Here is a 12,851-nt window from a genome sequence, read left to right as displayed (position 1 = left end):
ATGGCGTGAAAATAGATTCAGAAGCATCAATGACTTCGAGACCAAACGGTCGCCGTCCCACATCTCCCAAATCAACTTGCCGGGGATCTGTCGGCGCTGTACTGCTGCTGTTAGCTTTTGCTGAGCCGTCTCGGGCCGACCTGCTGGGATGGCTGGCCGGAGACACGACAAACGCGGCTATCGAGAAGATCAACGAAGCGGCAGCTCAACGCATCTCTCAGTTGTTGGAGGGGTTTGACCAGACCTCGCACTCACTGCTCGACCAAGGGGCTCACCAAGGCAATCTGTTGCTCGTTCAAGGCGGTAATGAAATGCAGCTGGTGGTCGCTTCGGCGCGCGCCCAGTTCGGGAGTGAAATGGACAAACAAGTATCCCAAGCATCAGCGCAGCTCAAGCCGTTCCTCGTGGAATTGGAGAGATTTCAACTAAGTGTCTCAGAATTGCAAAAAAATGCTGTAGACATGGAGGATCTTGTCGCCCTCGATCTGCAAGATCTTCCGCTTTCCCAAAGCTATTTCGGCGTTCGTCGAGTTCTCGGATCAGTCCTTGTCCAGAATACAGCTGACAATTACCGTATCGTACTCCGCGGACCACATTTCGGGATCGCGTCTGCCGATGAGAAGATTAGCTTTGACGCAAGGCTAAATGGAACATCGCTTGGTAGCCCTGAACTCGGAACCGCTCCAGACGATGCCGTCTTTAGCGTACCAGCTGCGGCGTTGAAGGATAGCTTCCAAACGCATTCGCTAGTCACCTTGCCGTTAAGCGTTTCGATCACACGTGACACTCCCAAAGTATTTTGGCTATTCGGTGGGTCCCACGACGTAATAAATCATTCCTTCGAAATTTCTCTTATGCCCGACTATGCGGGCGAGATGCAGGTCGTGACACATCGCCCAATATTCGCGTGGATGCCCTCTCTCGAACCGGAGCAACAAGATAAGATCGTGACTTCACCTACGACGTTCAGTTTCACTGTCGCCAACCCTGCCGTTCTAAGCGAGCCAAGTGCTGGCCAGCAGAAGATCTCAGATACAATCGTTTCGGTTTGTCATGCAGATATGAGACCTGCTAGGGTCTTTCCCAATGGGACGGTTCGTTTCTCCAGTGATCCCATTTTTACAGGCGGTTGGGATACACCAAAATACATCGGATCCCATGCCACGGATTGGGATGAGGCAACCAACGAAGTACTCACAACATGGGGTATCAGTTGGTCCACCTGGAGCAACAACGCGTGTGGCCCTCTTAACAGTGGCAGGCATTGTCACGTTCCGCCACAGGTATTGCTGTCGAATTCATCACCAACTACAAAGGATGCGACAGGCTGCCATGACACCTCGCTTGCGCCACCCCAGTGGAGGAATAACCACACTTCCGTCACTGTTGATGTGATTGGCGGGACCGCGGCTCTGCCGGCCCCTTGGAGTCTTACCTTTCAACCTCTAAGCTTTGTTCAAAGAGGTTACCAGAACGACACGGTTGTGATGGTCCCTGTTTTCGCCTCGAAGCCTACCCTGATCGAGATCAACAATCCGCAGGGTACTACCAGCGACGTAAACTTCGTTCCGACTGTCGGAAAACCAAAGCCCGGGGATTTGGGCAGAGACATCACCGCGTCACTTCGGGTGCGAAGCCAAGGAGATGTTGGAGATGTCCGGAGGTATCTTTATTCGTTCGCGTATCCGGAGACGCTACGTTAGTGAAATGCAATTAGAAAGACTGGTCTAGAGTGACACGAAAGAAGCAGCAGTAAAGTAATCTACTTGACTATTGCTGTTACTTTCGAAGTGACCGCAGCCACCGGGATGACGGTGGATGTCAGAGCACAGCTTGCCCATGGAGTCACATGCCCAAGAGCTTCGCCATGAAAATACAGTCCCAATAGCAGGAGTGCTCCCACGCCTTGTCGGCCGTTTCTCGCTCCCATTGCCATTGATGCAGTGGGGGTGTCGGCAGTCTGTTAGGAGCAGGGCATCTGGCCAGCGTCTTGGTCACTATTTCATCCCGAGGTCTGTTGGCTACGTACGCAAAGAAGGCGTTGCCATCATTCTCCGGTTTGCTTGCCAGTTTTGAGGCGACTTTGTCGATTTCGCTGCTTCCGCGGTTGACGCGACGCATGATGACGACTTGGACGGCTGCGAGGTGTTGAGGAAAGCCCGGTCGATTGAACATAGCGCTTATTTCGGACGTTGTGCCAGACCAATTCTTGAAGGTCGATAGGTACCCTCGCAGGCGACCCTCGGGCAATGGCTTCATGTTGAACTGACTGTGGAGGTAGTCGAATGTCACGGCGAGTGAGGCGGCATCCCCAGGCCTCATAGTGCACCCCGGTTCCGGCGCGCAGAAGCGCGGAATGCCATAGAGAAGACAACCGTTGCCAAAGCCTTTCAGGGTGCAGGGTGTTAGCTTATCCAGCCATTCGGCCCACTTCTCAGCACGCCCTACGTCGTGCGTTTTAATAAGATACAGTTGAACTCCCATGGCCATATCAGGCGAGAAGTCGGCTCCGCCGCGGTCGTTTCCCTTCAGGCGGATACGTGGAGAGCGATACCATCGCCCTGTCGTGGGATCCTGGGCTTGTCTTACCCCATCGCAGCCTCTTTCGTCTCCGGAGGAACAGAGGAGGCCGTTGAACATCGTCATATCGCCATCGTCACACGGCTGTTTGTCATCTCCGGTCGGGCGGCTGGGAAAATTAACCCTGTCAACAGAACATTCAAATGCCCGAGATTGCCAGAAATCGAAGTGGTCCTTCAGTTCGTCGGCTGCCGCACGCGAGCAAGCTGTCAGAAACATTGCCGTGATCGCCGAAACCACTCGGATTACATAAGATAGTGTCATGTTTGCAGTCCCCTGCACGACATCGAAAGGATTAGCGCGGTCTCCCTGAATATATTGAACACGCTGGTCGATCCGTGTCATTGCGGCGTCAAGTATCGCTCCAATTTGTTTAGGCCGCCAAGCCCAGGCAACGTCTCAATGACTTTCGGGTCGTGTCATCAGGCCCCGCCGTCGCAGATGCGTGAAACCCCAGCGAAAGAATCCGCTGCTTAAGATGGAGTGGTCGTCAGCAGGGCAGCAAAAGCAATCGACGTAGACCGTCTCTCGAAACATGGCGTAGCCCCTAAGAAGCAAAAGAAACGTATCATTCGGCACCCGTACTGTCAGCCCCCTTCTAAATGTGGCCGCTGCCTGGCTGCCGATCGCCTTCATGGGTTCCTCGCTCGGGCTGCTGGTGTGCTGGGCATCCTCATGCTGGATCTGGCCATCCAGGCCGTCCACATCACCAATCAAAGCCTGATCTTCGCCCGCCGTCTGGACGCCCGCAGCCGCCTGGTTGGCGCCTACATGATCTTCTATTCGCGGGGATATCCAATCATGGCTAGTCATCGAACCGGATTAGGTATAAATTAGCAATGCTGCAAAGAGCGTTGCAACAGGCTTACTCGACGCGATCTTTGGGGCGCTGAGGCCAAAGAGGATTGGCTCATAAGCGGAGCCACCGCGATATGAAGCCCTCTGGGTTGGCCGTTAAAGATTTCCGCCGTCAAATTTAATCAGCAAATCGACAGATGAACCGAGGGAGGAACAGGATGTCTAAAGGTCTTTTTTTGGTTACGTTGTCATATGTTGCAATTTCCACGTCGGCCGCTCTTGCGGATCCTGATTGTCGAAATCTAATAATTCCGCGAACCTCAAGTTTTCAATCCTCAATGCAAAAATGGATATCGCTTCTTAACGCTGTTAACATGGGCGCGCAAAGCCAGAGTAGCTCGGATATGGGCTTCGGATATGCGGGTTTCGACTTGTCTTATGCCGATGCACGGAATGCATCTAATTTCTACCAGCAGCGAACCAGATATTCCTTGGCAGAGACGGACACTTTGTCGATAGTATCTACCGAACTGACGCCTGAAATAGCGCACGAGTTCGTCAACTGCGTAAAAGCCACTAAGGAAGATATAACTATATCAGCCCCGTCGGGCGCCGATAACCAGGAAGCTTTTCAAGTAAAAATCTTGTGGACTCCAACTTACAGTGTTCAGGTCAATGACGGAACTACAGACCGGGTCGTTGCGATAAATGTGACAAATGGTAAAAGCATGTCGACCGGTGAGAAACGGGTGGCGCCAACAAATTCCGTGACCTTCAATGTACAACGTGAAAGTTTGGACAAGCCAATATCGATATCCGCGTCCATAGATGGGCGAGATAGCGACTTTTTTACATTTCCAGCTCGCCCTCAATATGATTTGGTCTTGAGGGCTATTCGTTCAGATACTCCTCCTATTAGAAGGAGTGGTCACTACGGCAATACCGAAGCAAGCCTTCCGTTCTGTCTGCCGGATCCCGATGGCAACTCTCAATTTTTGCCGTTAAGCGCTCAGGTAACGGTAACAGGAAACGGTGCGGAATGGGAACGGCGGTCTCATATCGCCCTCACAACTGTTAACCCGCTGGCGGTGTGCGCCATTGTCAAGTCGGACGGCGTCGGGTGCAACGAAGACAAGTGCTATCACGACACTACCGGTCATTTGAGTGCTACACAGGTATCGATCACGAAGATCGAATATTAAGGTTAAATCCGACGGTCGGATGGAGATAAGGGGCATGCAGTGATTGTCTGTCAGTGGGGGCGACCTCTCGCCGCAACCGTCGCGACGGTAATGTTGACAGTAAGCCATAGTGTCGCATGCGATGATCTGACCTCCAAACTGGTGGCATCTTATTTGGACCCTGTGATCCGCTCGCTCGGATGCGGGGAATTGGGGAAGCATGGTTTGGACGTACCTAGTCAGAAACTAAATAGTGTGTGTTATAAGTCAAGTGGATCCAGCTCTTCGATCGAAATGGTAGTTAGCCTAAACTGTCATACAGGACCTCACGCTCTAATTCCGTCGAGTATATCTGAGCGGGTGACGGCTGACGTCGATTTTGAGTTGGGCAGTTGCAGTGTCCAGAACGTGCAACTGAGGCCATCCGGAGAAATTGGGAAAGTGATATTTGGAGCATTCGACATAGATGGGCACGCGCGGGTCGCTCTGCAGAAGGCCCTGAACAAGCTATGTGGTCGTTAGAACGCGGGCTGTACGAGTGGAGTAGACCGTGAAGCGCTTGGTGTACCCCCAATTCGGCTGAGATGTAATTTCGTAGTGGTTGTGCAACGACAATGGCGTAGGGTTCGATTGGTTTGCGACAGGCGAAGGGCGCTGAAGGATGATCCCGCTTAGCGATCTTGGCAGACTACTTGAGTGCCTTTGCTATAGAGGGTTTTGCGGTGACCTATTGAACTCACCGCCGCAAAACCGCCATTCGCATTGGGCCCTCACATGTGGTGCGGATCAGCTTGACATCGACTATTTGCGGCAAGGTAGCGTCGAGCTTCAAAACCTTGAGATGACAGGCTATGGCTCGCATCGGATACGCTCGCGTCAGCACAATCGACCAGGATTTAGAAACGCAACTTGCAAAACTTAAACTCGAAGGGTGCGAGGTCGTTCGCTCGGAGAAGGTTTCGGGCGGCAGCCGAGACGGTCGCGCCGAGTTGGCTACCGTATTAGCCTTCCTTCGACCAGGCGACGAACTGGTCGTCACGCGCCTTGACCGGCTCGGCCGCGATACCCGGGACGTGCTCAATCTGATTCATGAGTGCGAGCAAAAGGGCGCCTTCGTAACGGTGCTCGACCCACATGTTTCGACCCAGCGACGTTGCTCGGCCGATGCGTGATTGCTGTCGCGCTCGCTCGTTGCGGCGCTGATCGCGCTGGCCATCAGCGTGGGTGGGAACCGCCTGGACTGCAAGCAATCTGGTCATCACAGTTCCCCGCTCGACATCAGCTGGATCTGGTGTACCGTCGCCAGGGTTTAGGGAATGGTCGGATGGCAGCGTCATACAGCACCGTAGACGTATTAGGCTTGATACTTGGTCCCGCAATCGTTGCCGCGGTTGTCACCGCTGCTGTCAACGTTTGGACAAAACGGCGGGATGACAGCCGAACCAGAGTTGTAGCGGCCCTGCTCATCGCTAGCCACCTCGAGGATTATGCCTACGCGTGTGCGACATATACCTTCATGAGCCACGAGAAAGACCGTGCTCCTGAAGACAAAATGTCCATCCCTGCGCTCAACCCATGGCCGGTTGAGGTCTCGTGGGGGAGTTTGCCGCCTGTCCCCGCATCTCAGGCCGCCAGCATTCGAATGGACGTTACAATTGCGACGGGAATGGCAGCGGCCACCCCGTATGAAAACGAATTGGGTGTCTGGCAGGCGCGTCGCCTTCGGTCCGAGTTAGGCCTTCAAGCTTGGCGGGCTGCACGAGCACTTCGCCGGGAGGCTGGTCTGCCGTTGATCCGTCCAGAAACCCTTCGGTGGAACTTCACCGAGTACCTTTGGCATGAATACGGAAAGGCAGTTCACGAGCTGCGCGCGATGGGCATGTGGAATCCTCAAGAACAGCCGTTCACCTTTTCGGAACTCGGCTATTCAGCTGCTGGCCCTTCTTAGTAGGCTGGGCTCGGACCCTTCCAATTCTTAGTTTCAGCGGCCGCGAGGCAGCGACTTGCCGCCATACGCGTTCGGGTGAGGCTCAGATACTGTCGAGCATTGCTCTGGATAGGGTAACGAGGGCTGCCATGGCCATGCGGGTCGGTCGTGGGTGTTCCGTGCGCTGAAGGCGCCGTCGTGATCGGGCCGACAGGTGTGAGGTGTTGGTCGCAACGAAGCCGGTGGACTTCCGCAAGGGGGCCGAGCGGATGGAGGCGCTGGTGCGCCAAGCGCGCCGACCGGGTCAAGCGCCGAATGGGAAAGTCGGTGCGATATATCACGATCGGAACTCTCGAGCGAAGTGGTCGTGGTGGAGGGGTGGCTGCCCTAATGGATGAACCGCTCATTCTGCCCAACCGCAAATCCAGACCGCATAGTCACGATCTCACTATGAAGTTGTTCGCAGAAGAGGGGCTAGCGCCCAGGATCGCGCAACACGCTGAGGAAAAGCAGACGATTGTGAATTTGGTTGCTGCTGGACTTGGAGCCGCCATCGTCCCGAAGTGGACGTCGAAAATGGCAACAAGATGCGTTCGTTTCGCGCCGCTGTTGCCCTCGGGGGCTGACAGTTTACATCACCTTCCACTGGCTGCGTGTTGGGTCCGCGGGTCACGCGATGTCGTTCGCGACGACCTGCTCGACATGGTGCGTGAAAAGCTTGCGACCTATTCGGAAGGCTCCTGAAGATGCGGAGGCCGCTGATTGAGCTAAGTACGTTGACTGGCGGAGGGCGTGACCATCTTTTTGGACTTAAGATTTGCCACGCATTTCGTCGATTTGATTAGCCCACCATTGCATCATTTGCACGCGTTCTTCCCAATGATCGCCTCGATGGTAAGCTCGCCGAACAGAGTCGGCATCCTTGTGCGCGAGTTGCCGTTCAATTGCATCAATTGACCACTTGCCGCTTTCATTTAGCAACGTGCTAGCTGTGGCGCGGAACCCGTGAGCTGTCGCCTCTGCCTTTGTGAATCCCATGCGGCGCAAGGCTGCGTTAAGAGCGTTGTCAGATAACGGCTTTTTGCTGAAACGGGTCGAAGGGAATAGAAAAGTTCCCCAACCCGTTATCGATTGTAGGTTTTTGAGAATATCGATCCCTTGGGTCGGCAGCGGCACTCTGTGCTCACTGCGCATTTTCATTCGACCGGCCGGCACCGTCCACAACCCTGCTGCTAAATCGAACTCTTTCCATTCCGCCTGTCGTATCTCCCCTGGGCGAGGGAACAGTAGGGCGGATAGTTCAAGAGCTATGCGAACTTCAGGCGTGCCGTCGTAGGTGCGAATTGCCCGAAGAAGCCCGCCGAAAGATCTAGCTTCTAGAAATGCCGCGTGATGCTTCGTCTGTGGGCCGGCAATTGCTCCCTTCAATGCTTGAGTGGGATCCGATACGCAAAGGGCCGACGCAATGCCGTAACGGAACACACTACCGATAACGCCACGCATTCGCCGGGCAGTCTCCAGCCGACCGCGTTTCTCTACCTGTCGCAGCGCCACGAGTATCTCGGGCGCCGTGATCAGATTGATCGGGCGGGAGCCGAAGGTTGGACGAGCGAGATCGAGAACCCATTCTGTTTTCACGATCGTAGCGGTAGCCCGCCCTTTGCGTTTCTGTAGAGCAACATATTCGTCTGCGACCGCGTCAAACGTATTTGCGCGCGCCAAAGTGCCTGTAATTTTATCGAGGCGCTTTTGGGCACTTGGATCAACGCCCTCTCTCAGAAGACGTTTCGCATCATCCCTTCGCTTCCGTGCTTCAGCTAAACCCACATCTGGATAAGCGCCGAAGGCGAGCGTCTTTTCTTTGCTGTCAAACCGGTACTTTAGACGCCAAAGCCGGGCGCCTTTTGACGTCACCAGAAGAAATAAGCCGCCGGCATCGGCAATTTTTCTATCCTTGTCGCCCGGCTTGAGTGCGCGAACGGCAGCGTCCGTAAGAGTCATTTGGGGGTATCGCTTCGGTTTGCTAAGCTCGATACCCCCAACGATACCCCCAATTTTGTTGAATGCAACTGGACATTGCTGGACCTCAGCGGCCAACGTGGCCAGCTAACTACCAGATTATCTTGCCATTGTTGGTCGAAGATGGACGTCGTTGGATGAGGTAATGGTGCCGCTTAGGTGACTCGAACACCTGACCCCATCATTACGAATGATGTGCTCTACCAACTGAGCTAAAGCGGCCCGGGAGGCCAAGGCCTCCAAGATGGGCAGGGTGATAGACTCAACCGGCCGCGAATTCAAGATGCGACTTGGCAAATCATGCAAGAGCCGCGCCCCGATCGAAACCGGCGTTCTGGCGTCCCTGCATGCCCGGAATCGCCGACATGTTCCGATTTTGTTTGCCGGAACATCGTGAAAATAGACTTTGGACGGTCTGTCGAGGCAGAATGCGGCTGCCCGCCCGTTGATTGATTGGTCGCCTGCGGCTAACCATCATGAAAGCTTGGGACAATTTGCAGAGGGATCTCGCTTGGACGCGATCGAAAAAGCGATCCGGAACGCCCTGGAAAAGGGCAATGCCGAGGACCGTGCGTTCCGCGAGAGGGTCTATCGTTCGGCCTTCGCCGCGCTCGACCGCGCGCTCCAGGCCAATCCCGGCGTGACCGTGGAAGTCGCCATCAAGCGCCGCAAGGCAATCCAGGCAAAAATCACCGAAATCGAATCCGAGTACCTGCCGGCGGTGCCCGGTGTTGCCCCGCAGATCGACGCGCCGGCGGTCGAGGCCGCGGCCGGCGCGGCGCCCGCGGTCGAGGCGGGCCCAAGGGCGTCATCGCCCGCTGTGACCGTCGACGGTCCCGGGCAGCCCGCTTCCGACGCACCGCGTTCGCGCGTGCTGCCGGTGGTTCCCGACATCATGCCGGATGCGACCCTGCCCGGTGCGCCAGCCATCGACATGTCGGTTCCAGCCTCTTCCGGTGCCGCCACGGAAGTCGCGCCCGATCGCGATGAGCGGCGCATTCGAGGCCGGCGGCTGCCGCTGACCGCCATTTTCTTCACGGTGACGCTGCTCGCGGCGATTGGCATCGGACTGTACTTTGCCATGCAAACCGGTGTGTTCAAGACCGCCGCGCAGCTCAATACCGCGCCGCCGGAAGCGCCGCCGACCGTCGAGGACGACGATTTCACCCCGGCCGATGGCGCCAACGCGCCGGCAAAGCCCGGTGCCGCGGACCTGTCGCGCGACTGGATCAATGTGTTTTCACCGTCCGACCCGACGCATGTCGCCGCTCCGTCCGACGCCAAGGCCGAGGTGATGAAGGACGACAGTGGGCCGTTCCTGCGCATCCAGTCCGGCGCCTCCGGCTCGGCGATCGCGTTCGATGTCGGACAGGGCGTGCTGGAAAAACTCGCCGGCAAGCACGCCGTGTTCGACATCATCGCCCGGGCCGAGGACGGCAAGGACACGCAGATCTCCGTCGACTGCAATTTCGGCGAGCTCGGCGACTGCGGCCGCAAGCGTTACGCGGTCGGCCAGCAGAAGAACGAGTATCTGTTCGACGTGAAGTTTCCCGGCAAGCATCCGGGCTCGGCCGGAACCATCGCCATCAATTCCGATTTCGACAAGCAGGGCAAGGCGGTCGACGTCTACGAGATCCGTGTCTCGGTCGAACCCTGAACTGAATTCGTTGCGACTGACACATTGACGGTCCCTAGCGGTCGAGCAGCGCCTGCAGGGTTTCTATGCGATCGGCCTCGTTGGCCGGCTTGTCCCAGCGCAATCGTGAAATCCTGGGGAAACGCATGGCCACACCCGATTTGTGCCGGGTCGAACGATTGAGTCCCTCGAAGGCGACTTCCAGCACCAGGCCATTGTCGCGGTCGGCGCGCACCGAGCGCACCGGTCCAAAACGCTCGACGGTGTTGTCACGGACATATTTGTCGATCTGCTTCAGCTCTTCATCAGTGAATCCGAAATAGGCCTTGCCGACCGGCACGAGTTCCTCCTCGCCCTCGGCTCCGGACCAGACGCCGAACGTGTAGTCGGAATAGAAGCTCGAGCGCTTGCCGTGGCCCCGCTGGGCATACATCAGCACCGCGTCCACCGTGTGCGGATCGCGCTTCCATTTGAACCATGGACCCTTCGGCCGGCCGGCGACATAGGGCGAATCCCAGCGCTTCAGCATCACGCCTTCGATGATCGGATGCGGCGGCGCGCGGCGCAGGTCCTCGAGCGACTGCCAATCCGTGAACGCGACGAAGGGGGAGAGATCGAAGCGGCTCGGGTCGAGCGTCCCGATGAAGGCTTCGAGCCGGCCGCGTCGCTCGCGGAAGGACAGTCCGCGCAGATCCTCGGCGCCGATTTGAAGCACGTCGTAACAGCGCATGAAGGCTGGATATCGCTGCTGCATCTTCGGCGTTACCGTCTTGCGGTTCAGCCGCTGCTGCAGGTCCGAGAAGGTTCCCGTCGCCTCCCGAGGATCGCCGACCAACAATTCGCCATCGAGTGCAGCAGAAAAATGCATGGCGTCGGCGAGGTCTGGAAAGGCCCCTGAGACATCGTCGCCGGTGCGCGAGTAGAGCCGGCGGATGCCGCCTTCGGCTACCGCCTGGACCCGGATCCCGTCCCATTTCCATTCCGCCGCGTAGTCGGCGGGATCGAGCTTTTCGAGGTCGCCGTCACCGACCGGGTTCGACAGCATGACTGGGCGAAACAGCGCCATCGCCGTGTTGCGCGGTTTTTCGGCCTTGCCTTCCAGCCAGGCGAAAAGCGCCGTGTAGGGCGGCGATAGCCCATGCCAGAGTTCCTCGATCTCGGCGACGTCGACCTTGCCGAAATCGGCCAGCGCCTGTTTGGCCAGCCGCGCCGAGACGCCGATACGCAGGCCGCCGGTGACCAGCTTGATGATGGCAAAGCGTGCCGAGATGCCGGCGCTGTCGAGCAGCCCTGTCAGCACCTTCGGTCCATCGGAGCGGCTTGCCGCCTGCAGCTTGGCCACCACCTCGCCAAGCGTCGGCTCGCGGTTGGCGATCCTGCCAGGCGTTTGCGGCCAGACCAGCGACACCGTCTCGGCGAGGTCGCCGACATAATCGTAGGAATAGCCGAACAGCACCGGGTCCATGCGTTCGGTGACCAGCGTGCGCAGCATGGCCGGCTTGACCGCGGCAATCCTGAGATCGCCGGTGATGGCCGCCAGCGCCAGGCCGCGATCGGGATCCTCCACGCTGCGGAAATAGTCGGTCAAAAGGGTCAGCTTGCCGTTGCGCGACGGCGTCAGCACCAGGCGGTCGAGAAGCTCGGCGAAGCGGTTCATGCCGTCAATCGCCCTCATCCTCATAGCCCACCAGATGCAGCGGGCGGGCGGCGATGCCTTCCAGTTCGCACCAGCGCACCAGCGCTTCCTCGCGGCCGTGCGTGACCCAGATTTCGGCGGCTCCGGTCTCCTTGATGGTGGCGGTGAGTTCGTCCCAGTCGGCATGGTCCGAGATGATCAGCGGCAGTTCGACGCCGCCTTGCTTGGCGCGCTGGCGGATGCGCATCCAGCCCGACGCGAAGCACGAGATCGGATCGGGAAAGCGCCGCGCCCAGCGGTCGGCGAAGGCCGATGGCGGGCCGACCACGATGGCGCCGGCGAAATCTTGCTTGGCTCCGCTCTCCACCGTCGCCGGCTCGAGATCGCCGAGATCGATGCCCTGGCTCTGGTAATACGCGCTGAGCCTGGCCAGCGCGCCATGGATGTAGAGCGGCTTGTCGTAACCGGCGTCGCGCAACAGCCGCATCACGCGTTGCGCCTTGCCCAGCGCGTAAGCCCCGACCAGGTGCGAGCGCTCCGGGAATTGCGCCGCCGATTTCAGCAGCCGGGCGATCTCTTCCGTGTCTGGCGGATGGCGAAACACCGGCAGGCCGAAAGTCGCCTCGGTGATGAAGATGTCGCAGCGGATCGGCTCGAAGGGCGCGCAGGTCGCATCCTTCTGCCGCTTGTAGTCGCCGGAGGCGACGATGCGCCTGCCCTGGTGCTCGACCGATATCTGCGCCGAACCCAGCACGTGGCCGGCCGGATGAAAGCTGACATCGACGCCGTTGAGGGCAATCGTCTCGCCGAGCCTGGCTGCCTGCGTCGTCCCCGCGAAATCCTCGCCGTAGCGAAGTCCCATGATGTCGAGCGTCTGCTGTGTCGCAAGCACCGAGCCGTGGCCGGAACGCGCATGGTCGGAATGGCCGTGCGTGATCAGCGCCCGGTTCACCGGCCGCACCGGGTCGATGAAGAAATCGCCCGGCGGGCAGTAGAGGCCTTCGGGCCGGGGATGAAGCAGGTCGCTGGCGCGCATGATGCCAAGATAGGATATAATTCCGCCGCGGAAAGCCT

10 protein-coding genes, 1 tRNA gene and 1 pseudogene are annotated in these 12,851 nt (G+C 57.8%); 7 read left to right on the top strand and 5 right to left on the bottom strand.

What is annotated here, in order from left to right; translation table 11 throughout:
• Positions 1–5: 5 nt before the first annotated feature.
• Positions 6–1,703 (top strand): hypothetical protein, encoded by a 1,698-nt coding sequence (locus LB557_RS17145; protein ID WP_224641364.1) that lies wholly within the window; start codon positions 6–8, stop codon positions 1,701–1,703.
• A gap of 142 nt (positions 1,704–1,845) precedes the next feature.
• Here the strand turns inward: LB557_RS17145 and LB557_RS17140 are convergent, their stop codons facing one another.
• Entirely contained in the window at positions 1,846–2,925 is a 1,080-nt protein-coding gene (locus LB557_RS17140) for a hypothetical protein (RefSeq protein WP_224641366.1), read from the bottom strand.
• A 330-nt stretch (positions 2,926–3,255) separates the two neighbouring features.
• Between LB557_RS17140 and LB557_RS17135 the strand changes: the two genes are divergently transcribed.
• The 5 genes and pseudogenes from LB557_RS17135 (at position 3,256) to LB557_RS17115 (ending at position 7,230) form a co-directional block, all read left to right on the top strand.
• Entirely contained in the window at positions 3,256–3,417 is a 162-nt protein-coding gene (locus LB557_RS17135) for a hypothetical protein (protein WP_224641368.1), read from the top strand.
• Between the two features lie 179 nt (positions 3,418–3,596).
• On the top strand, positions 3,597–4,580 hold the full coding sequence (locus tag LB557_RS17130) for a hypothetical protein (protein ID WP_224641370.1): 984 nt from the start codon (positions 3,597–3,599) through the stop codon (positions 4,578–4,580).
• An 830-nt stretch (positions 4,581–5,410) separates the two neighbouring features.
• Positions 5,411–5,707, top strand: a pseudogene (locus LB557_RS17125) (recombinase family protein); the annotation flags it as partial.
• Between the two features lie 176 nt (positions 5,708–5,883).
• A complete protein-coding gene (locus LB557_RS17120; RefSeq protein WP_224641372.1) occupies positions 5,884–6,507 on the top strand; it encodes a hypothetical protein in 624 nt (207 codons plus the stop codon).
• 369 nt (positions 6,508–6,876) lie between these two features.
• Entirely contained in the window at positions 6,877–7,230 is a 354-nt protein-coding gene (locus LB557_RS17115) for a LysR family substrate-binding domain-containing protein (RefSeq protein WP_224641374.1), read from the top strand.
• Positions 7,231–7,296: 66 nt separating this feature from the next.
• Here LB557_RS17115 and LB557_RS17110 read toward each other — a convergent pair whose 3' ends face one another.
• A complete protein-coding gene (locus tag LB557_RS17110) occupies positions 7,297–8,487 on the bottom strand; it encodes a tyrosine-type recombinase/integrase (protein ID WP_224641376.1) in 1,191 nt (396 codons plus the stop codon).
• Between the two features lie 164 nt (positions 8,488–8,651).
• Positions 8,652–8,727: transfer RNA gene (locus LB557_RS17105), tRNA-Thr, on the bottom strand.
• Positions 8,728–9,016: 289 nt separating this feature from the next.
• On the opposite strand from LB557_RS17105, the gene LB557_RS17100 reads away from it, so the two are divergent.
• Positions 9,017–10,162 carry a hypothetical protein gene (locus LB557_RS17100; RefSeq protein WP_224641379.1) on the top strand — a complete coding sequence of 382 codons (1,146 nt, stop codon included), beginning with the start codon at positions 9,017–9,019 and terminating at the stop codon, positions 10,160–10,162.
• Between the two features lie 34 nt (positions 10,163–10,196).
• Here the strand turns inward: LB557_RS17100 and LB557_RS17095 are convergent, their stop codons facing one another.
• A complete protein-coding gene (locus LB557_RS17095) occupies positions 10,197–11,798 on the bottom strand; it encodes a cisplatin damage response ATP-dependent DNA ligase (protein WP_224641442.1) in 1,602 nt (533 codons plus the stop codon).
• A 4-nt stretch (positions 11,799–11,802) separates the two neighbouring features.
• Positions 11,803–12,813: a ligase-associated DNA damage response exonuclease gene (locus LB557_RS17090; protein ID WP_224641381.1), complete on the bottom strand. Its 1,011-nt coding sequence runs from the start codon at positions 12,811–12,813 to the stop codon at positions 11,803–11,805.
• Positions 12,814–12,851: the final 38 nt, after the last annotated feature.

Source organism: Mesorhizobium sp. BR115XR7A, from assembly GCF_020165315.1.
Classification (GTDB): domain Bacteria; phylum Pseudomonadota; class Alphaproteobacteria; order Rhizobiales; family Rhizobiaceae; genus Mesorhizobium; species Mesorhizobium australicum.
The sequence above is the reverse complement of the archived record's forward strand: the minus strand, read 5'-3'. Positions and strand labels throughout refer to the sequence as shown.

What these genes read in the sequence shown, in the direction of transcription:
- LB557_RS17140 (WP_224641366.1), bottom strand. Translation starts at nt 2,925, where the DNA reads ATGACACGGATCGACCAGCGTGTTCAATATATTCAGGGAGACCGCGCT.
- LB557_RS17135 (WP_224641368.1), top strand. Translation starts at nt 3,256, where the DNA reads ATGCTGGATCTGGCCATCCAGGCCGTCCACATCACCAATCAAAGCCTG.
- LB557_RS17130 (WP_224641370.1), top strand. Translation starts at nt 3,597, where the DNA reads ATGTCTAAAGGTCTTTTTTTGGTTACGTTGTCATATGTTGCAATTTCC.
- LB557_RS17120 (WP_224641372.1), top strand. Translation starts at nt 5,884, where the DNA reads ATGGCAGCGTCATACAGCACCGTAGACGTATTAGGCTTGATACTTGGT.
- LB557_RS17115 (WP_224641374.1), top strand. Translation starts at nt 6,877, where the DNA reads ATGGATGAACCGCTCATTCTGCCCAACCGCAAATCCAGACCGCATAGT.
- LB557_RS17110 (WP_224641376.1), bottom strand. Translation starts at nt 8,487, where the DNA reads ATGACTCTTACGGACGCTGCCGTTCGCGCACTCAAGCCGGGCGACAAG.
- LB557_RS17095 (WP_224641442.1), bottom strand. Translation starts at nt 11,798, where the DNA reads ATGAACCGCTTCGCCGAGCTTCTCGACCGCCTGGTGCTGACGCCGTCG.
- LB557_RS17090 (WP_224641381.1), bottom strand. Translation starts at nt 12,813, where the DNA reads ATGCGCGCCAGCGACCTGCTTCATCCCCGGCCCGAAGGCCTCTACTGC.